This window comes from Enterococcus sp. AZ129, from assembly GCF_051714505.1.
GTDB lineage: Bacteria > Bacillota > Bacilli > Lactobacillales > Enterococcaceae > Enterococcus > Enterococcus faecalis.
The window spans coordinates 678,258-697,147 of record NZ_JBIORY010000001.1; the positions used below are offsets into that span (position 1 = coordinate 678,258).

Below are 18,890 nucleotides of genomic sequence, written 5' to 3' on the forward strand. Positions count from 1 at the left end.
AAGGTTCCTTTTTATAGTGTTGGAAGATAGTTAAAAAGTGAGCAATCTTTCGCTTGGTTGGAAGGAGAAGAGCCCATGACAAAGGAAAAATTAAGTTGGTTACAACAAAAAATGCTCAATAAAAGTATTAAAAAGAAGTGCCAAAATTTTCGTGAACTAGGTTATTCTTCCATCAACGAAGAAGATTTATTGACTTATTTACTCACCTATCGTTGGAAAAAACAAACCCATTTATCTGTCAAAGACTGTCGCAAAGACATTCAGAAGGTTAAGCCGAATGAATTTTTTGACTATCAACAATTATTGGCACAGACATCAAAAAATCCTTTAAGGGACTGGCATGATATTGAAGACTTATTCTAGAAAAAAGAATAGGTCTTTTTTTTGAGATAAAAAAAATTATAAATAGTTGTGAAAAAAATCACAAAAACTATTTACAAGATTCGTTTTATGTTGTATGATGTGAATGTGAAATAGTTAACAAAGTTTTTTTAAAATGAAACTCTTAGGAGGATGAACATGGTTAAAACAGTAAAAAAAGAAAAGACAGAAACAGTTGATGTTTCATCAATGATTGATGAATTAGCAACAAAAGCGAATGTCGCTTTAAAAGCAATGGAAGATTTTACACAAGAACAAGTAGATCACATTGTCCATCAAATGGCGATGGCGGCGTTAGACCAACATATGCCTTTAGCAAAAATGGCTGTCGAAGAAACTGGCCGTGGAATCTATGAAGATAAAGCAATCAAAAATATGTATGCATCTGAATACATTTGGAATAATATTAAACATGATAAAACAGTGGGTGTAATTAACAAAGACGAACAAACCGGTTTAATGGAAATTGCTGAGCCAGTTGGCGTGGTATGTGGGGTCACACCAACAACAAACCCAACGTCAACAACTATTTTTAAATCACTAATTGCCTTAAAAACAAGAAATCCAATTGTTTTTGCTTTCCATCCTAGCGCACAAAAATGTTCGGCAGAAGCGGCACGTATTGTACGGGATGCGGCGATTGCAGCAGGTGCACCAGAAAATTGTATTCAATGGATTGAACAACCATCGATTGATGCAACATCTGCTTTGATGAATCATCCAGGGATTGCCATTGTTTTAGCAACTGGTGGCGCAGGCATGGTAAAATCTGCGTACTCAACAGGTAAACCAGCACTAGGCGTTGGTCCTGGGAACGTACCAGCTTATATTGAAAAAACGGCTAAAGTAAAACGTGCGGTTAATGATTTAATTGTTTCAAAATCATTTGATAATGGAATGATTTGTGCTTCTGAGCAAGCGGTCATTGTGGATAAAGAAATTTATGCTTCTGTCAAAGCTGAGTTTGAAGCACACAATGTTTACTTCGTGAAACCGAATGAATTACAAAAACTAGAAGATGCAGTGATGAATGAAGGCAAATACGCAGTAAATCCAGCGATTGTCGGTAACTCTGCAGAAAAAATTGCTGAATTAGCAGGAATTAGCGTACCAAAAGGCACAAAAATTTTAGTCGCTGAATTAGAAGGTGCAGGTCCAGAATATCCATTATCAAGAGAAAAATTATCGCCAGTTTTAGCAATGATGAAATCAAACAATGCAGAGCATGCTTTTGAACTATGTGAAGCGATGTTAAACTTAGGTGGTTTAGGACATACAGCAGTAATTCATACAGAAGATGAAGAGTTACAAGTTGCTTTTGGTTTACGTATGAAAGCTTGTCGTATTTTAGTGAATACTCCATCAGCAGAAGGCGGTATCGGTAACATTTATAACGAAATGATTCCATCTTTAACACTTGGTTGTGGTTCATACGGGAAAAACTCTGTTTCTAAAAACGTATCAGCCATTAACTTAATTAATATTAAAACGGTAGCGAAACGGAGAAATAATATGCAATGGTTTAAATTACCTCCAAAAATTTTCTTTGAAAAAAATTCTTTACAATATCTACAAAAAATGGAAAATGTTGAACGTGTCATGTTAGTTTGTGACCCAGGTATGGTTCAATTTGGCTATGCAGATATCGTACGTAAAGAGCTACAAAAACGTAAAAATGATGTGAAAATCGAAGTATTTTCTGATGTTGAACCAAACCCATCAACAAATACTGTTTATGCAGGTACCAAAATGATGGTTGATTTCCAACCAGATACAGTGATTGCCTTGGGTGGCGGTTCTGCAATGGATGCGGCGAAAGGCATGTGGATGTTCTATGAACACCCAGATACAGAGTTCTTTGGTGCAAAACAAAAATTCTTAGATATCCGCAAACGGACATATAAAATTGCCAAACCAGAAAAAACACAATTTGTTTGTATCCCAACTACTTCAGGAACTGGTTCAGAAGTTACACCATTTGCCGTTATTACTGATAGTGAAACACACGTGAAATATCCGTTAGCAGACTATGCGTTAACACCAGATGTAGCGATTGTTGATCCACAGTTCGTAATGTCTGTGCCAGCTTCAGTCACTGCAGATACAGGTATGGATGTTTTAACACATGCTATTGAATCTTATGTTTCCGTGATGGCTTCAGATTACACACGTGGTTTAAGTTTACAAGCAATCAAGTTAGTTTTCGATCATTTAGAAAATTCAGTGAAACGTCCAGATATGGAATCTCGCGAAAAAATGCATAATGCATCAACCATGGCAGGGATGGCATTTGCCAATGCATTCTTAGGTATTTGTCACTCTATTGCTCATAAAATTGGTGGGGAATATGGCATTCCACATGGTCGTACAAATGCGATTTTATTACCACATATTATTCGTTACAATGCGAAAGATCCATCAAAACACGCAATGTTCCCTAAATATGATTACTTCCGCGCCGATACTGATTATGCAGACATTGCAAAATTCTTAGGCTTAAAAGGAAATACTACCGCAGAATTAGTAGAAGCTTTAGCAACAGCAGTAGCAGACTTAGGTAAATCAGTCGGAATTGACATGAACTTGAAAGCCCAAGGTGTCTCACAAGAAACATTAGACACAACAGTTAATCGTATGGCAGAACTTGCATATGAAGACCAATGTACAACTGCAAATCCGAAAGAACCATTAATTAGTGAACTAAAACAAATTATCTTAGATGCTTATGTAGGATAAAAGAACTCAAATAAAGAGACCAGAACATTAATGTTCTGGTCTCTTTAACGTTTTGCGAAAACAGTGCTGTCGATACCACGGTTATGACACCAATTAACTAAAACTGGATCGAGGATAAGTGCGGTACTCGTCAATTCTTCTGTCGTCTTTTTTCCTAAAAGAGTATAAAGCATTTTCACTTCTTCTTGCCATTGCTGTACAAGGGCTAAGGTATTTTCTAAACCATTTTTACTCATAAGGGAAGCTAAGATAGTCCCAGCAACTCCCATGCTTTTGGCACCTAAAGCGAGTCCTTTGACAATATCAAGAGAGTTACGCACACCGCCAGAGCCAAGAATAGTTAGTTTCTTTTGCCAATTTTGTGATTCCAGAAGAGAGATGACCGTTGATTGCCCCCAATCATCTAAGAAAGAAAGTTCTCGTTTCTTCCGCCGGGCATTTTCAATTTGTGTAAAACTCGTTCCGCCTTGGCCGCTCACATCCGCTGCTTGAACGCCGATAGAGGTGAGTTTTTCTAAGGTTTCTTGGCTCATGCCAAAGCCAACCTCTTTGACAATAACAGGCACTTCTACGGCCTGTACGATAGCTTCAATCTTGGTTAGCCAATTAGTAAAATCACGATCTCCTTCAGGCATGACCAATTCTTGGGGCACATTTACATGGATTTGTAAGGCATTCGCTTGAAATAAATCAAGCGCTCGCTTTGCTTCTTCCACACCCAAACCTGCACCAATATTGGCAAAAATGAGTCCATCTGGGTTTTCTTTTCGCATAATTTGATACGTATCCGCTAAACTAGCATCTTTTAACGCTGCCGAGACAGATCCTGTCGCAACTAAAAGGCCAGTTTCTTTGGCAATAATGCCTAATTGCTGATTAATTTCTTTTGCACGCTGACTACCACCTGTCATTGCATTGACATAAAAAGGTTGGGGAAGCTGAAAAGAAAGAAACGAAGTGGAAATATCCACTTCGTTAACAGCGGATTCAGCAAACGATTGGTGAACAAAACGCACACGATCAAAGTCATTACTTTTTTCTTTGTGGAACGCTTTAGCTAATGATAGATGTTCATCTTTTCGATTCATGCTTCTCCTTACACTCCTTTTGACCATAGGTATAGACGTGAAGTGGCAGTGGGGTAATTCCGTCTTTTTCCCAAGCAGTCATTAATGGTAAAATCCCAGATTTTTGGCGGAAAATTACAATCCCACAATCGCCCCCGCCAGCGCCAGAAGATTTCGCAGCTCCTGTATAAGATTCAGCCAAATCACAAAGATTTTTCAAGGCTTCTGTTTCGATTACCACACCAGTCAGTGAAGATAATTCGGCGAGCAATTGGCGATTTTTAGTAATTTGTTTTTGAATAACAGAAATTTTTCCTGTGTTAAAGCCATTAATCATTGTTTCGACACAAAGCCGACTTTTCATTAAGAACTGCTCATAAGCCGCTTGTTTTTCTTCTTTTGATTGATGGACTCGATCAACTAAGTCTGAAGTGGACGCAGGACTACCTGTCCAACCAATTAGTAAACGTAGTTGTTTCGGTACTTTTAACGGAAAAATCATTAATTCAGGCCAGTCCATTGCTAACAAATCAGTTAATGTTTCAGTGGCTACTTTTTGATTGACCCAATCATGATCGAAGGTTGAAAAGGCAATCCAGCCCCCGTAACAGCTGGCGGCGATATCTCCGCAAGAACCATTTCCTTGAACGGCTAAGTGAGCTAATGCTGATAATTTGAAAATTTCCTCATTTTCCAAACCTAAATCATAAAAAATATTCAAGGCTTTGACAGTTCCAACGGTTACCGCACCGCTTGAACCAAGACCATATTTTCTTCCATTTGAACTATCTAATTCACTCGTCACTTTTAAATGATAAAATGACAATTCTTTGTTTTGCTCTTGCGCATATTTTTCAGTTAGATGAATCGCCGCTAAAACATAATGAAAAGGATTTTCGCGAATATCTAATACAAGCTCACCATTTCGGCGTGTCCAACGAATAGGTAAAGAGCTGTATTGTGCAGATTGAATACTGCCTTCATCTGTTGTTTCTTCGACAGTTACAGTTACGAATTGATCCACAGCAACGATAATGGCAGGGTGGCCAGGTTCAACAACGGCATATTCTCCTGCAATAAATAACTTTCCTGGCGTAGTAACTTCAATCATGCTTATTTATCCATTCCTTTCGTTTCAAACAATTCAATTCCGGGACCAGCAAAAGCTGGGACTAACTGCTCTTTTGAAAAATGTTCACTTAAAAATGTTTTTAATGCTTCTAAGTTTTTCTTTTCGACTAAGACCTTGACATTCGGACCTGCATCCATTGTAAAGTAGCAAGGAATTCCTTTGGCCCGTGCTTGGCGAACTAAAGCCATCGCTTGTAAACTGCCTGGGGACCAGTAAGTAAATGGAGGGACAGCGCCTAAGGTTGTTCCATGCATCCTTAACCCATTGGCTTCAACGATTTCTCCTAAACGAGGGAAGTCTTTTGTTTTAATTGCTTCATGAACTTGGGATAAATCTTTTTCCACATTGTCCAACCAACCTTGATAAAAGCTAGAAGTTTCTACTGTTCGTTTCATTCCATCACGGCTGGAAACATCTTTTTCGCCATCGTTAATTAAGATAAAGAGCATGGCCAATTCGTTTTCCCAATTATTGGCTGGAATATTTTCAGCAAACGACGTTTCATCAGAGTGGCCTTTGTTCCATTGAGCAAAACCACCAAAAATGCTGCGACAAGCAGAACCTGAACCACGTCGCGCTAAACGTGATAAGTCTTTTGCTGAAAGATTTAATCCTAAGGCTACGTTACAGGCCCCAGCTAAAGCAGCTAGACCACTCGCTGAAGAAGCCAAACCGGCTGCAGTAGGCACAAAATTTTGACTTTCCACTTTTGCAAACCAAGTACAATCGGCTTGTTGACGAACAAGGTTCAAAAATTCTTTGACTTTTTTTGTTTGTTTTTCGTTTTGCAAGATACCATCTAAAATAAATACATCTTCTGAATAATGGGCATCAAATGTCACAGTTGTTTCTGTGTAAAAGGCATCTAATGTTAATGATAAACTACTATTCATTGGTAAAATGTATTCTTCATTGGCTTTTCCCCAATATTTAATCAGAGCAATATTTGTATGCGCTCGTGCTTTTCCTGAAAGCATTACTTTTTCACCTCTAATGATTGAATCCATGTAGCAACAGCTCCATTTTCTTCTAAAGTCTGTGCAATGGTTTGTGCGGTCTTTTTATTATCTGTTAAGGCAATCATACAGCCACCGCGACCGCCGCCGGTTAATTTTGCTCCTAGAGCGCCATGTTCTAGAGAGAGAGCCACTAGTCGATCCAGCATATCGTTGCTGACGGTTAATTGCTGGAGTTGCTCTTGCGCTAACGTCATTAGCTGACCTAATTTTTGTTTATCATCTTGTAAAATTGCCTGCTTCGCTTCTTTAGTAAAAGAACCTAATTGTTTCATTGTTTCAGCGATTGCTGTGGGATTATTTTGAGCTAGCTGCGCAATGTCTTTCACTGCTTCACGTGTTTGACCTTTAATTCCCGTATCAGCTACTACTAAGTAGGCATTAGATAAATTCATCGAGAAATGTGTGGGCGGAAATCCTCTAGTAAAAAATAATGGATCAGCGCCGCTTGTTGCTGCGGCATCGATACCACTAGGATTGCCATGAGCAATTTTCTCACTTAAGGAAACAAGCTCAAACAATTCTTGATATGTATAAGCGTAATCAAAATAATCAAAAAGGCTTCGAACGATGGCCACAGCGGTTGCTGCGCTTGAGCCCATTCCTCGTTCAGCGGGAATCGTACTTGTTAAGGTCAAAGTGCCTTTAACTGTATCTTCCTTTAAAAAATGTAAGGTTTGCTGAACAACTTCCTTGATATTTGCTAGCTCTTGGGGCACGTCTTCAAGCAATCCTGTAAAATATGCACAATCAATCTGCATAGTTTTTGCTGGGGTAAAGACGGCTGTGATTTCTGTCGCTTGAAAAGGAAAGGCGATTGCTGGTTCGCCGTAAACAACGGCGTGTTCCCCCATTAAAATGATTTTTCCCGTCGCTTGACCGAGGCCTTGTTTTTTTATATTCATTCACTGACATTCCTTTTGAGTAGAATCGAGTATAGGACAAAAGACGTTCTTGGATTAGAAGAACGTTTGTCATAATCTCTTCATGATTTATAGGAAATGATTCCAAAAGTTTCTCTTGTTCCAAAAAAAGAGATTGCTTAACCTAAGATAGTTTACCTAAAAATAAGGCACAAGTAAAATGGTTCCGTTGGTTTTTCCAAAAAATTAATAACAATTTAATAAGAAAGAACCGACAGAACCAGTTATTCGGCTATTTTTTTAAAATTTTCTTAGGTAATCACCAAACCAAGGGCACTTGCCAAATAAATGGCTTGTTCAGGGGTGACTTTAAGACCTGATAAATAGTTTGGTGAGAAAGTCAAGCGTTCAAAGGTGTTTTGGGAAAAATCCAATCCTTTTAAAGAAGTATTTAGCCAATTACTTTCGGTTAAATCGCAAGCTTCTAGAAGGAGTTTCTTCCAGGTGACCTCGAAAAATTCACTTTCGACTAAACGTGTCTGATTAAAGTGAACAAGATTAAAATTTGCAAAACGAAAAGAAGTATAATCGGCTTTGCAATCCTCAAATAGACAATCTTTTAAATAGCTATCTGCAAAATTCGTTCCTGTCAAATTGCAACGAAGGAAAGTCACTCGATGAAAACTGCCAGACAGCCATTCGACGTTAGAAAAATCGCAAGCTTCAAAACGCACATTACTACAATCAAAAGAAGCAAACTGGCCATTTGCTAATGAAAGATGATCGAAAACAGCATCCCGAAAGACTAAGTTACGAACTTCTTGATTCGATAAATCAATCTGCTGATACAAATGATTTTCTAAGATTGCCTCATCTTCTAATTGACAGTTCGTTAATAGAGGAAGTTGTTCTGGCAGATTTGGTGGCAAGGGATAAGTTATTTTCATAAAACGCCTCTTTCTTCTTGTTGATTTTCAAAGGTTTCATCAATTGAGTAGGCCCGATTATAGAAACGTAGCGCAGTTGTGAAAACATAAGCGCCGGCAAAACCAAGTAAACTACCTAACACAATCCCGACTAATCGATAGTTTAAAAGATTACTAATGACTTGCTGTCGTGCAAGATTTGATAATAATAAGGACATCGGGGTAATAAAAAAGCTGGCAATCGCATAGTTTCTGTTAATGAATCCTTCAAAAGCTGCATATAGAATACTAATGATACCGATTGTTTGTAAAGGTGTAAAGGGAATCATTAATAAAATTGCAGAAAGCAACAAACCAAGACTCGTACCTAGAATCCGTTGCACATTTCGCTGCATCACAGAATGTAAATTTTCCCCTTGTAAAATGGCTGCGCAAGTAAACGTCATCCAATAGGCATTGACTAAATGAAGCGATTGACTTAAATAAGCCGCTAAAAATAAAATGGCCGCATAATGCAAAGCATCTAATAAAGAAGCGGGATCGATATAAAGTCGTTCTTGAAGAGACATCCGTTTTTGAAAAACGTAGGGGCGCTTGTCGATGAAATGAAGCACAATGCCCATGATAATGCCGGTCACTACTCCTAAAAGAACAAAACTGGCCATGATGGGAATCTTATGTAAAGGAAAATTGTTGCTTGTTCCCATTGCGGTTGACATGATAACTAACAAAGCACCAGGCTTCTCAATGCCATACAATCTAAAAAGTAAGCGTGCAAGAAAAGCGACGATGGCAATTGTAATGGGAATCAACCAAGGTACATGGTGACTTAGCATTCCTAAGCTGTTGCCCAGAACAATAAAAAAGCCAACAATATTCAGTCTGCGCAATAATTGGGGCAAAGGAAGCGGCTGATAATAAATAAACGTATAAATGCCCATCGAGCCAAAGGTCCCAATGAGTAAATTATTGGAAAAATAACCAATTAATAATGGAATTGCCATACAAATTGCGACACCAACTAACCGAAATAATTCGTCATTTGCTTTATCAATAGCAAACAAATCCTTTAAAAACGTAGAATTTTTCATATTTTGTCACTCCTTTACTTCCTAATTTACCATAATGTTTAGAAAACTGACAAAAGAATTGCAATAAAAGACAGGAAGAAAAAGAGTGGTTTCTGATAGGAAGAGAAGAAAAATTAAAAAAAGTTAACATTTTGACTTGCAATTTTAATATGAAAAATGTAAGATATATTCCATAGCAATAAATAATTATTAAATTCTGATTTTTCAGAAAATACAGATTGTATTATTTTAGGAGGCAACACTATGAAATTGAAAAAGTCATTAACATTCGGTGTGATTACATTATTTAGCGTAACAACTTTAGCGGCTTGTGGAGGCGGCGGAACGTCAGATAGCTCAAGCGCGTCTGGTGGCGGTAAGGCAAGTGGCGAACAAGTTTTACGTGTCACAGAACAACAAGAAATGCCAACAGCTGATTTATCACTAGCAACAGACAGAATTAGTTTTATTGCATTAAATAATGTATATGAAGGAATTTATCGTTTAGACAAAGATAACAAAGTCCAACCTGCAGGTGCAGCGGAAAAAGCAGAAGTTTCTGAAGATGGACTAACATACAAAATTAAATTAAATAAAGATGCAAAATGGTCAGACGGTAAACCAGTGACTGCTAATGACTATGTTTACGGATGGCAACGAACAGTTGATCCAGCGACAGCTTCTGAATATGCTTATCTGTATGCCTCTGTAAAAAATGGTGATGCCATTGCTAAAGGGGAAAAAGATAAATCAGAATTAGGAATTAAAGCAGTCAGTGATACAGAATTAGAAATCACTTTAGAAAAAGCAACACCATACTTTGATTACTTATTAGCTTTCCCATCATTCTTCCCGCAACGTCAAGATATTGTGGAAAAATATGGTAAAAATTATGCATCAAACAGCGAAAGTGCTGTCTACAATGGTCCATTCGTCTTAGACGGCTTTGATGGTCCTGGTACAGATACCAAATGGTCATTCAAGAAAAACGATCAATATTGGGATAAAGACACAGTGAAACTGGACTCAGTAGATGTGAATGTCGTGAAAGAATCACCAACCGCGTTGAACTTGTTCCAAGATGGACAAACAGACGACGTCGTTCTTTCTGGTGAATTAGCCCAACAAATGGCCAATGACCCAGCTTTTGTTAGTCAAAAAGAAGCATCAACACAATATATGGAACTAAATCAACGTGATGAAAAATCACCATTTAGAAATGCGAACTTACGTAAAGCAATTTCTTACTCAATCGACCGTAAAGCGTTAGTTGAATCAATCTTAGGGGATGGTTCTATCGAGCCAAACGGTTTAGTACCAGCAGATATGGCAAAAGACCCAAGTGGCGGCAAAGACTTTGCTAAAGAAGCAGGTAGTCAAATTGAATATGATACGAAAAAAGCTAAAGAATACTGGGAAAAAGCGAAAAAAGAATTGGGGATTTCAACCTTAACAATGGATATTCTTTCTTCAGATGCAGATTCTTCTAAGAAAACAGTTGAATTTGTTCAAGGGTCAATTCAAGATGCTTTAGATGGTGTGAAGGTAACGGTTAGTCCGGTTCCATTCTCCGTTCGTTTAGATCGTTCAAACAAAGGCGACTTTGATGCAGTAATCGGTGGTTGGAGTGCTGACTATGCTGATCCAAGTAGTTTCTTAGACTTATTTGCTTCAGATAACTCATATAACCGTGGACGTTATAACAATCCAGAGTTTGACAAGTTCGTGAAAGCTGCAAGTAGTGCAGATGCGACAGATCCTGAAAAACGTTGGGATGATATGTTAAATGCAGAGAAAACGATTATGGGAGACATGGGTGTGGTACCATTATTCCAAAAATCAGAAGCGCATTTACGTGCTGAAAAAGTCAAAGATGTCGCAGTTCATCCTGCTGGCGCAACGTATGACTACAAATGGGCATACATTTCAGAATAACCTGACAAAAGATCGATAGCAAACAAAAAAGGACCTTTGCCATGGAATAAAAGGCAACGGTCCTCTTGCTATCTTGTCTTAGACCAAGTAAAATAGTAGAAAGCCTAAAGACAGAATCAGTAAGATGCCCCCAGTTTTTAGCCAGAAAGAGCGATGTGCATCGCCAATGACTGAAAGCGGGATAAACTCTTTCGGTTCATTTTTCTTTTTAAAACGAAACGCGTTTTTCATTGAGCGCTGAAAGTTATCGAAAAAGCCAGAGGACATAATCCATAAAGCAATGCCGATAATTAAAAAGAAAAGCGAAACGATAAAGAAGGTATCTGATAATGAGGAGGTAGTGATAGGTTCTTTACTTATTAATAAGTAAAGAAAAATGCCGATACTGGAAATAACGGCTGTAATAATTGGCCATTTAAAAGTTTTCATGTGTTCACCCTATCTATTATTGTGGTCTATCTAGTCATTACTTTAACGAAAATAACTGAGGAAGTCAAAAAAATCTCGGAGGTGTCATTATTGAATAGTTTTGGAAAATATTTTCTTAAACGGATCTTTTTCATGATTATCACTTTGTGGTTAATCGCAACGATTACGTTTTTCTTAATGCAATTATTACCAGGTACGCCTTATACCAACCAAGAAAAACTTAGTCCAGAAACAATCGCTATGTTGAATAAACAATCTGGCTTAGATAAACCAGTGATTGTTCAATACGGAATTTACTTAAAGAACCTGGTAACAGGAGACTTTGGTATTTCATTCCAATTTAAAAACCAACCTGTTGCTAAGTTATTAGCTGGTCGAATTGGGCCATCCCTTCAACTGGGAGGACAAGCGATTATCTTTGGTACGTTAGTCGGTATTTTATTGGGGATTATCGCAGCGATGCGTCAAAATACTTGGGTAGATACGTTGGCAACATTGTTAGCCATTTTAGGTCGTTCTATTCCAAACTTTGTTTTCGCGGTATTATTACAATACATTTTTGCAATGAAATTAAGAATCTTACCAATTGCTATGTGGAATGGTTTTGCCTACACAATTTTACCAACTATTGCCTTGGCAATGAGTCCAATGGCCGATTCGGCTAGGTTTATTCGAACCGAGATGGTAGAGGTCTTGCATAGTGATTATGTCGAATTAGCCAAAGCAAAAGGCTTGAGTCGCTGGCAAGTTGCATTCCGCCACGGGTTAAGAAACAGTTTAATTCCATTGATTACCTTATTAGGACCTTTAGCCGTTGGTTTAATGACAGGTTCTTTAGTAGTAGAAAATATTTTTGCCATCCCTGGAATTGGGGAACAGTTTGTAAAATCAATTATGACAAACGACTATCCAACAATTATGGCAGTAACTATTTTGTATTCAACAATGTTAGTTGTTGTAATTCTGATTGTTGACTTACTTTATGGTTTAATTGATCCAAGAATTCGCGTATCAGGAGGTGCAAAAGGCTAATGGAAACAGTCAATAAAAATAATCTACCACAAGCGATTAAAGATATTCCGGCAGATGAGTTTCAGCCTCTAAACACTTCAACTCTAAAAGAAAGAGAGCGTATTGCCACACCGTCTTTAAGTTTCTTACAAGACTCATGGCGTCGTTTGAAAAAGAATAAAGCTGCAGTTATCTCAATGAGTTTCTTAGCAGTTATTATCTTTATCTCTATTATTACCATTTGGGTTTCACCACATAACCCAACGAAACAAAATGTTTCTTACATTAACTTACCACCACGAATTCCTGGCTTGGAAAGCGTGAATGGTTTAAATGGTAAAACAACAGTTGCTGGTCAATTAGTTGATAAATATGCACAAGCAAACGTTCCAGATAACGTAAACTTTTATCTAGGAACAGATGGTTTAGGTCGTGATGTCCTAAGTCGTTTATTTATGGGAACACGTATTTCCTTATTAATTGCGTTTATCGCGGCAATTCTAGATATTACGATTGGGGTAACGTATGGACTGATTTCCGGGTTAGTCGGCGGTCGTGTCGATACAGTAATGCAACGTATTTTAGAAGTTCTTTCTGGTATTCCTAACTTAGTTGTTATGATCTTGATGCTAACAGTCTTTGATCCAGGGATTGTTTCGATTGTTTTGGCCATGGTTATTACAAACTGGATATCAATGGCCAGGATTGTGCGAGCCCAGACCATGAAACTAAAAGATCAAGAGTTTGTCATGGCAGCAGAAACATTGGGCGAATCTCGTTGGAAAATTGCTATTAAACATATTTTACCGAATATCTCAAGTGTCATTATTGTCCAAATGATGTTCAGTATCCCATCGGCAATTTTCTTTGAAGCGTTCCTAAGTTTTATTGGGTTAGGCTTACGTCCACCAACCGCATCTTTAGGAACCTTGTTAAACGAAGGATACAAAACTTTCCGTTTCCTTCCATATTTAATGTGGATTCCAGCGGCAACACTTTCAGTTATCATGATTTGTTTCAACTTGTTAGCTGATGGTTTACGTGATGCATTTGATCCTAAGATGAAAGAGTAAGAGTGGTGAATGACTATGGAAAAAGTATTAGAAGTTAAAGACTTAAGAATCTCCTTTGATACATTTGCAGGTAAAGTCAACGCCATTCGTGGTGTGAGTTTTGATCTTTATAAAGGTGAAACGTTAGCCATCGTAGGTGAATCAGGGAGTGGTAAATCTGTTACAACCCGCAGTATTATGCGTTTGTTGAGCAGTAATGCCAATATTGATAACGGGGAAATTTTGTTTAAAGGACAAGATATTGTTCATAAAACAGAAAAACAAATGCAAGCCATTCGTGGTAAAGAAATCGCAATGATTTTCCAAGATCCGATGACTTCATTAGACCCAACGATGCCAATTGGCAAACAAGTGGCGGAATCATTAATCAAACATAATAAAGTCTCAAAAAAAGAAGGCTTAGCGCAAGCATTAGAATTACTAAAATTAGTCGGCATTCCTAATGCTGAAAAACGTTTGAAAAACTATCCACACCAATTTTCTGGTGGACAACGTCAACGGATTGTCATTGCAATTGCTTTAATTTGTTATCCAGAAGTTCTAATTGCAGATGAACCAACTACAGCGTTGGATGTAACCATCCAAGCACAAATTTTAGAGTTATTAAAAGACTTACAAGAAAAAATTAGCACTTCGATTATTTTCATTACCCATGATTTAGGGGTAGTAGCGAACGTGGCTGACCGTGTCGCTGTCATGTACGGTGGACGTCTGGTTGAAGTGGGAACAGCAGAAGAAATTTTCTATAATCCACAACATCCATATACTTGGGGACTTTTAGGGTCAATGCCAACGATGGAAGGAACAGAAGACAAACTTTATGCGATTCCAGGTTCACCTCCAGATTTATTAGATCCACCAACTGGAGATGCCTTCTATCCACGGAATGAGTTTGCTTTAAAAATTGATACAGAAAAAGAACCACCTTATTTTGAAGTATCACCAACCCACAAAGCAGCAACATGGTTATTAGCACCACAAGCACCAAAAGTTACGCCTCCAGCAGAGATTGTTCGTCGTTGGGCAATTTATGCAGAGCGTCAAAAAAATCCAGGAGGTAGTAATTAATGGCAGAAGAGAAAAAAGTCCTATTAGAAGTCACTGGTTTGAAACAGCATTTCAATGTTGGTCGTAAAGACGAAGTAAAAGCCATTGATGACATTAGTTTTCATATTTTTGAAGGCGAAACCTTTGGATTAGTTGGCGAATCAGGAAGTGGAAAATCAACAACTGGTCGCAGTGTCATTCGTTTATATGATCCAACTGCTGGTGAAATTCTTTTCGATGGAAAAGATATTAGCAAAATTAAATCAAAAGCGGACATGCAAGCATTCCGCCGCGATGTCCAAATGATCTTCCAAGATCCATATGCTTCATTGAATCCAAGAATGAAAGTCAATGATATTATTGCTGAAGGAATCGATGTCAATGGATTAGCTAAAACACCAAAAGAGCGGGAAGAAAAAGTCAATGAACTTTTAAAAACGGTGGGCTTAAATCCAAGTCACAGTACGCGTTATCCTCATGAGTTTTCTGGTGGGCAACGTCAACGGATCGGGATTGCTCGTGCTTTAGCGGTTAATCCACGTTTCATTATCTGTGATGAGCCGATTTCGGCTTTGGATGTGTCGATTCAAGCTCAAGTAGTAAACTTATTACAAGATTTACAAAAAGAACAAGGCTTAACTTACTTGTTTATCGCACATGACTTATCGATGGTAAAACATATCAGTGACCGAATTGGCGTAATGCACAGTGGGAAATTATTGGAAATGGGCACAAGTGATGATGTCTATAATTTCGGCGTTCATCCTTATACAGAAAGTTTACTTTCTGCGATTCCATTACCAGATCCAGACTATGAACGCACACGTAAACGGATCGTTTACCAGCCTGCAGCGGCAGATGGGAAAGATCGTGAGCTCCGTGAAATTCTCAATGGACACTATGTTTATTGTGCTGAAGACGAAGTTGCAATGTACCGTGAAAAAATTGAAGAGAAGAAAAGAAAAGCTGGTTTATAACCAGCTTCTTTTCTAACTATCTTGGTAGGGTGGTTATGAGATGAAGGCTCTGAAAGCTTATAAATACAGACTTTATCCAACCTCAAAACAAGAAGAGTTTATTCAAAAAACATTTTCTTGTGTTCGCTTGGTGTATAATTTAATGTTACAAGACCGGATTGATATCTACAAAGAGAAGCGAAAAAATCCTCAACAAACGTTTAAAATGCCAACGCCAGCTAAATATAAGAAACAATACCCTGTCCTCAGAGAAGTTGATAGTTTAGCTTTGGCAAATGCACAAGTTTATTTGGATCGAGCCTTTAAAAATTTTTATCGGGAAAAAGGGATGGGCTTTCCAAAAAAGAAAAAGAAAGAAACGGTGCATTCCTACACTACGAACAATCAACATGGCACGGTCAAAATTTTGGATAATCGTTATTTGAAAGTACCTAAATTGAAATCTTTAATTAAAATGAAGGTACACCGCCAACCGCTGGGGGAGATAAAATCTGTAACTATTTCTATGAGTGCGAGTCACAATTATTATGTTTCCATTTTGTGTGAAGCGCCGATTGAAACGAAAACAAAGCAACAAAAAATGGTGGGAATTTGTAGCAGTAGGGAAAAATTTGCGCTGCTTTCGAATGGTGAAAGCTTCGAAAAAAGCTATTGTTCAAAGTATTTAAAGCAAAAACTACGTCAAGAAGAACGAAAATTAAACAAGCGTAAAATGATTGCTTTGGAAAAAGGTGTCGATCTTTCGCAAGCAAAAAATTATCAAAAACAAAAAATAAAAGTCGCAAAAATTCGCGAAAAAATAGCCAACCAACGAACGGATATTTTAAACAAAATTACAACGGAATTGGTTTCAAGTTACGATGTTATTTGTATTGAAAAAGCCCATCACAGTAATGAGCGGCCGCCAAAACATGATCGTTCTGAACTGGCTTGGTCTTTATTTTTAGCTAAACTGTTGTATAAAGCACAATGGTATGGCAAAGAACTCATTTGTATTGAGTCAGAGGAGATAGAAACAGAGTTGTCTTTTTCTGAAAGTACAGAAAATTCAGAGTATCTTAGAAGCCAAAAAATCTTAGAACGTGGCTTGTCTAAACGAGAAACCTTATAAATAGAAGAACTGTAGGGACTACAGGGATCGCCTAGGGGATAGAAAATGTACACCATGTGTTGAACCATTTGTTTCTAGGAAGTCACATTGGGACAGTCCACTAATTATTAATGATCAAAATACGAGTTCAAACGAATCTAGTGCTAGATTCGTTTTTTTTGAGGAAATATATTGACAACTAGGATAAACTAAGGTAAACTAGTGAAGTTGAGAAATGAAAGCAGAAGCACCCGCTTCTCGCCTTAGTTGAGTATATCGCTGGGCTAGATAAAGTATTCCTTATTTTTTTAAGTAAGGCAGACTGTTGGCGGGTTCTGGATAGGAACCTGTTTTTTTATTGCATTTAGCAAACAAAGCAGACTTCCGTTAGGATTTTCTCTTAAAAATTTTGGAGGTGAATGACCATAGCAAAGGATATGATGGTTAACGACGGCATTCGTGCACGCGAGTTACGTTTGATCGGACAAGATGGTGAACAATTAGGTGTAAAAACCAAAGCAGAAGCATTACAAATCGCTGAATCTGCAAACTTGGATTTAGTACTTGTAGCGCCAGGAGCGAAACCACCAGTTGCGCGAATTATGGATTATGGAAAATTCCGTTTCGAACAACAAAAGAAAGAGCGTGAAGCTCGCAAGAAACAAAAAGTGATCAACGTCAAAGAAGTTCGTTTAAGTCCAACAATTGACGTAAATGACTTCAATACAAAACTTCGTAATGCGCGTAAGTTCTTAGAAAAAGGAGACAAAGTGAAAGCTTCTATCCGTTTCAAAGGCCGTGCCATTACCCATAAAGAGATTGGTCAGAAAGTTCTTGATCGCTTAGCTGAAGAAACTGCGGACATCGCCACAGTGGAACAAAAAGCGAAAATGGACGGACGCAGCATGTTTCTAACGCTGGCACCGAAAAACGACAAGTAAACGAAGAGACCGAGCATTCGGACTTTTGGTAATTTCTACAAGAAGGATATTCGACAGTTGTGACTGTTAGAGTCTTTCACTTGAAGCAAAGATTTTGAGGAGGAAAATTAGTCATGCCAAAACAAAAAACACACCGTGGATTAGCAAAACGTGTAAAACGTACTGGTGGAGGCGGCTTAAAACGTGGCCGTGCCTTTACATCTCACCGTTTCCACGGTAAAACTAAAAAACAACGCCGTCAATTGCGTAAAGCAAGCATGGTTGCAAAAGGCGATTACAAACGTATCCGCCAACAATTAGCAAGAATGAAATAAAACAACTCGGTGACTTTTAGATTACCGTCAAGAGAAACAAGATATTAGGAGGAATTCAACATGGCACGTGTTAAAGGTGGAACAGTAACCCGTAAACGTCGTAAAAAAGTCCTTAAGTTAGCGAAAGGCTACTACGGATCAAAACATACTTTATTTAAATCAGCAAAAGAACAAGTAATGAACTCTTATTACTATGCATTCAGAGACCGTCGTCAAAAGAAACGTGACTTCCGTAAATTATGGATTGCACGTATCAACGCGGCAGCTCGCATGAATGGCTTAAGCTATTCTAAATTAATGCACGGTTTGAAATTGGCAGAGATTGATATCAACCGCAAAATGTTAGCTGACTTAGCCGTTAACGATGCAGCAGCATTTACAGCGTTAGCTGAACAAGCAAAAGACGCTTTAAGCAAATAAGCTTAAATAATCTTTCACACCTTACTCCTTGAGTAGGGTGTTTTTTTAATAACTCCGTTGGTAACTTTCATCTATAAATGAAAAAACTTGTGAGAGCGGAATTTCTTCAGAAAGACTTAACCAATGCTCTTTATTCATATGATAGGCAGGAAAATAGCCAGGTTGGTTCTTTAATAAGGCAATCAATTCAGGCGCAAGTTTAACGGTTAAAATAGTGAGCTGCTTATTCTCGGTAGCGCCGAGCAGTTGTGCATCCAGTGGCATAATTAAAGCAAACCATTTTGCATTTCTAGGATGACGAAAGACGAGATAGTCTGGGTGTTTTTTAAAAGGAAAATCGGGCGTTATCTGATAACGTTCTTGGATATAGGCGCTAATAGTTTCTTGAAAAGTCATAGGTTTCTTCCTTTCGTTAAGGCTAGGCATATCTATTTACATCATAGCAAAAATTACATAAAATTA

19 protein-coding genes and 1 other annotated feature are annotated in these 18,890 nt (G+C 38.0%); of the genes, 11 read left to right on the forward strand and 8 right to left on the reverse strand.

The genetic code is table 11. The features are described from left to right. Positions 1-57 precede the first annotated feature (57 nt). On the forward strand, positions 58-363 hold the full coding sequence (locus IGJ90_RS03280; RefSeq protein WP_002355774.1) for a post-transcriptional regulator: 306 nt from the start codon (positions 58-60) through the stop codon (positions 361-363). A 156-nt stretch (positions 364-519) separates the two neighbouring features. After that, positions 520-3,117 carry a bifunctional acetaldehyde-CoA/alcohol dehydrogenase gene (adhE, locus tag IGJ90_RS03285; RefSeq protein ID WP_033626603.1) on the forward strand — a complete coding sequence of 866 codons (2,598 nt, stop codon included), beginning with the start codon at positions 520-522 and terminating at the stop codon, positions 3,115-3,117. Between the two features lie 44 nt (positions 3,118-3,161). Here adhE and fni read toward each other — a convergent pair whose 3' ends face one another. The 6 genes from fni to IGJ90_RS03315 form a co-directional block, all read right to left on the reverse strand. Beyond that, positions 3,162-4,205: a type 2 isopentenyl-diphosphate Delta-isomerase gene (fni, locus tag IGJ90_RS03290; protein ID WP_002381302.1), complete on the reverse strand. Its 1,044-nt coding sequence runs from the start codon at positions 4,203-4,205 to the stop codon at positions 3,162-3,164. After that, positions 4,189-5,295 (reverse strand): phosphomevalonate kinase, encoded by a 1,107-nt coding sequence (locus IGJ90_RS03295; RefSeq protein WP_002355777.1) that lies wholly within the window; start codon positions 5,293-5,295, stop codon positions 4,189-4,191. Before IGJ90_RS03295 ends, fni begins: the two co-directional genes overlap by 17 nt. 2 nt (positions 5,296-5,297) lie before the next feature. Further along, complete coding sequence (gene mvaD / locus IGJ90_RS03300) at positions 5,298-6,293, reverse strand: diphosphomevalonate decarboxylase (protein ID WP_156248573.1); 996 nt, start codon at positions 6,291-6,293, stop codon at positions 5,298-5,300. Beyond that, on the reverse strand, positions 6,293-7,237 hold the full coding sequence (mvk, locus tag IGJ90_RS03305) for a mevalonate kinase (RefSeq protein WP_010828617.1): 945 nt from the start codon (positions 7,235-7,237) through the stop codon (positions 6,293-6,295). The genes mvaD and mvk overlap by 1 nt, the downstream gene beginning before the upstream one ends. 269 nt (positions 7,238-7,506) lie before the next feature. After that, positions 7,507-8,142, reverse strand: coding sequence for a pentapeptide repeat-containing protein (locus tag IGJ90_RS03310; RefSeq protein ID WP_002425393.1), 636 nt, complete (start codon positions 8,140-8,142; stop codon positions 7,507-7,509). Further along, entirely contained in the window at positions 8,139-9,212 is a 1,074-nt protein-coding gene (locus IGJ90_RS03315) for an FUSC family protein (protein WP_002355782.1), read from the reverse strand. Before IGJ90_RS03315 ends, IGJ90_RS03310 begins: the two co-directional genes overlap by 4 nt. Positions 9,213-9,455: 243 nt before the next feature. On the opposite strand from IGJ90_RS03315, the gene opp1A reads away from it, so the two are divergent. Next, positions 9,456-11,126 (forward strand): oligopeptide ABC transporter substrate-binding protein Opp1A, encoded by a 1,671-nt coding sequence (gene opp1A, locus IGJ90_RS03320; RefSeq protein ID WP_002381303.1) that lies wholly within the window; start codon positions 9,456-9,458, stop codon positions 11,124-11,126. A 78-nt stretch (positions 11,127-11,204) separates the two neighbouring features. On the opposite strand, the gene IGJ90_RS03325 is transcribed toward opp1A, so the two are convergent. Next, the gene (locus tag IGJ90_RS03325; protein ID WP_002355784.1) at positions 11,205-11,555 is read right to left on the reverse strand and encodes a DUF3899 domain-containing protein; all 351 of its coding nucleotides are present in this window, start codon (positions 11,553-11,555) and stop codon (positions 11,205-11,207) included. A 90-nt stretch (positions 11,556-11,645) separates the two neighbouring features. Between IGJ90_RS03325 and opp1B the strand changes: the two genes are divergently transcribed. The 8 genes from opp1B to rplT all read left to right on the forward strand — a co-directional run bounded on the left by opp1B (position 11,646) and on the right by rplT (position 18,428). After that, on the forward strand, positions 11,646-12,587 hold the full coding sequence (opp1B, locus tag IGJ90_RS03330) for an oligopeptide ABC transporter permease Opp1B (protein WP_002381304.1): 942 nt from the start codon (positions 11,646-11,648) through the stop codon (positions 12,585-12,587). Continuing rightward, positions 12,587-13,639, forward strand: coding sequence for an oligopeptide ABC transporter permease Opp1C (opp1C, locus tag IGJ90_RS03335; RefSeq protein WP_002355787.1), 1,053 nt, complete (start codon positions 12,587-12,589; stop codon positions 13,637-13,639). The genes opp1B and opp1C overlap by 1 nt, the downstream gene beginning before the upstream one ends. A gap of 9 nt (positions 13,640-13,648) precedes the next feature. Beyond that, a complete protein-coding gene (opp1D, locus tag IGJ90_RS03340; RefSeq protein WP_002355794.1) occupies positions 13,649-14,707 on the forward strand; it encodes an oligopeptide ABC transporter ATP-binding protein Opp1D in 1,059 nt (352 codons plus the stop codon). After that, positions 14,707-15,663 (forward strand): oligopeptide ABC transporter ATP-binding protein Opp1F, encoded by a 957-nt coding sequence (gene opp1F, locus IGJ90_RS03345; protein WP_438767571.1) that lies wholly within the window; start codon positions 14,707-14,709, stop codon positions 15,661-15,663. The genes opp1D and opp1F overlap by 1 nt, the downstream gene beginning before the upstream one ends. A 40-nt stretch (positions 15,664-15,703) precedes the next feature. Then, positions 15,704-16,774: an RNA-guided endonuclease TnpB family protein gene (locus tag IGJ90_RS03350; protein ID WP_202577505.1), complete on the forward strand. Its 1,071-nt coding sequence runs from the start codon at positions 15,704-15,706 to the stop codon at positions 16,772-16,774. Positions 16,775-16,986: 212 nt separating this feature from the next. Then, positions 16,987-17,118, forward strand: a sequence feature (ribosomal protein L20 leader region). 54 nt (positions 17,119-17,172) lie between these two features. Beyond that, positions 17,173-17,694: a translation initiation factor IF-3 gene (infC, locus tag IGJ90_RS03355; protein WP_002355797.1), complete on the forward strand. Its 522-nt coding sequence runs from the start codon at positions 17,173-17,175 to the stop codon at positions 17,692-17,694. 113 nt (positions 17,695-17,807) lie between these two features. Then, the gene (rpmI, locus tag IGJ90_RS03360; RefSeq protein WP_002355798.1) at positions 17,808-18,008 is read left to right on the forward strand and encodes a 50S ribosomal protein L35; all 201 of its coding nucleotides are present in this window, start codon (positions 17,808-17,810) and stop codon (positions 18,006-18,008) included. A gap of 60 nt (positions 18,009-18,068) precedes the next feature. Beyond that, positions 18,069-18,428, forward strand: coding sequence for a 50S ribosomal protein L20 (gene rplT / locus IGJ90_RS03365; RefSeq protein WP_002355799.1), 360 nt, complete (start codon positions 18,069-18,071; stop codon positions 18,426-18,428). A 45-nt stretch (positions 18,429-18,473) separates the two neighbouring features. Here rplT and IGJ90_RS03370 read toward each other — a convergent pair whose 3' ends face one another. Further along, positions 18,474-18,854 carry an MmcQ/YjbR family DNA-binding protein gene (locus IGJ90_RS03370; protein ID WP_002385048.1) on the reverse strand — a complete coding sequence of 127 codons (381 nt, stop codon included), beginning with the start codon at positions 18,852-18,854 and terminating at the stop codon, positions 18,474-18,476. Positions 18,855-18,890 lie beyond the last annotated feature (36 nt).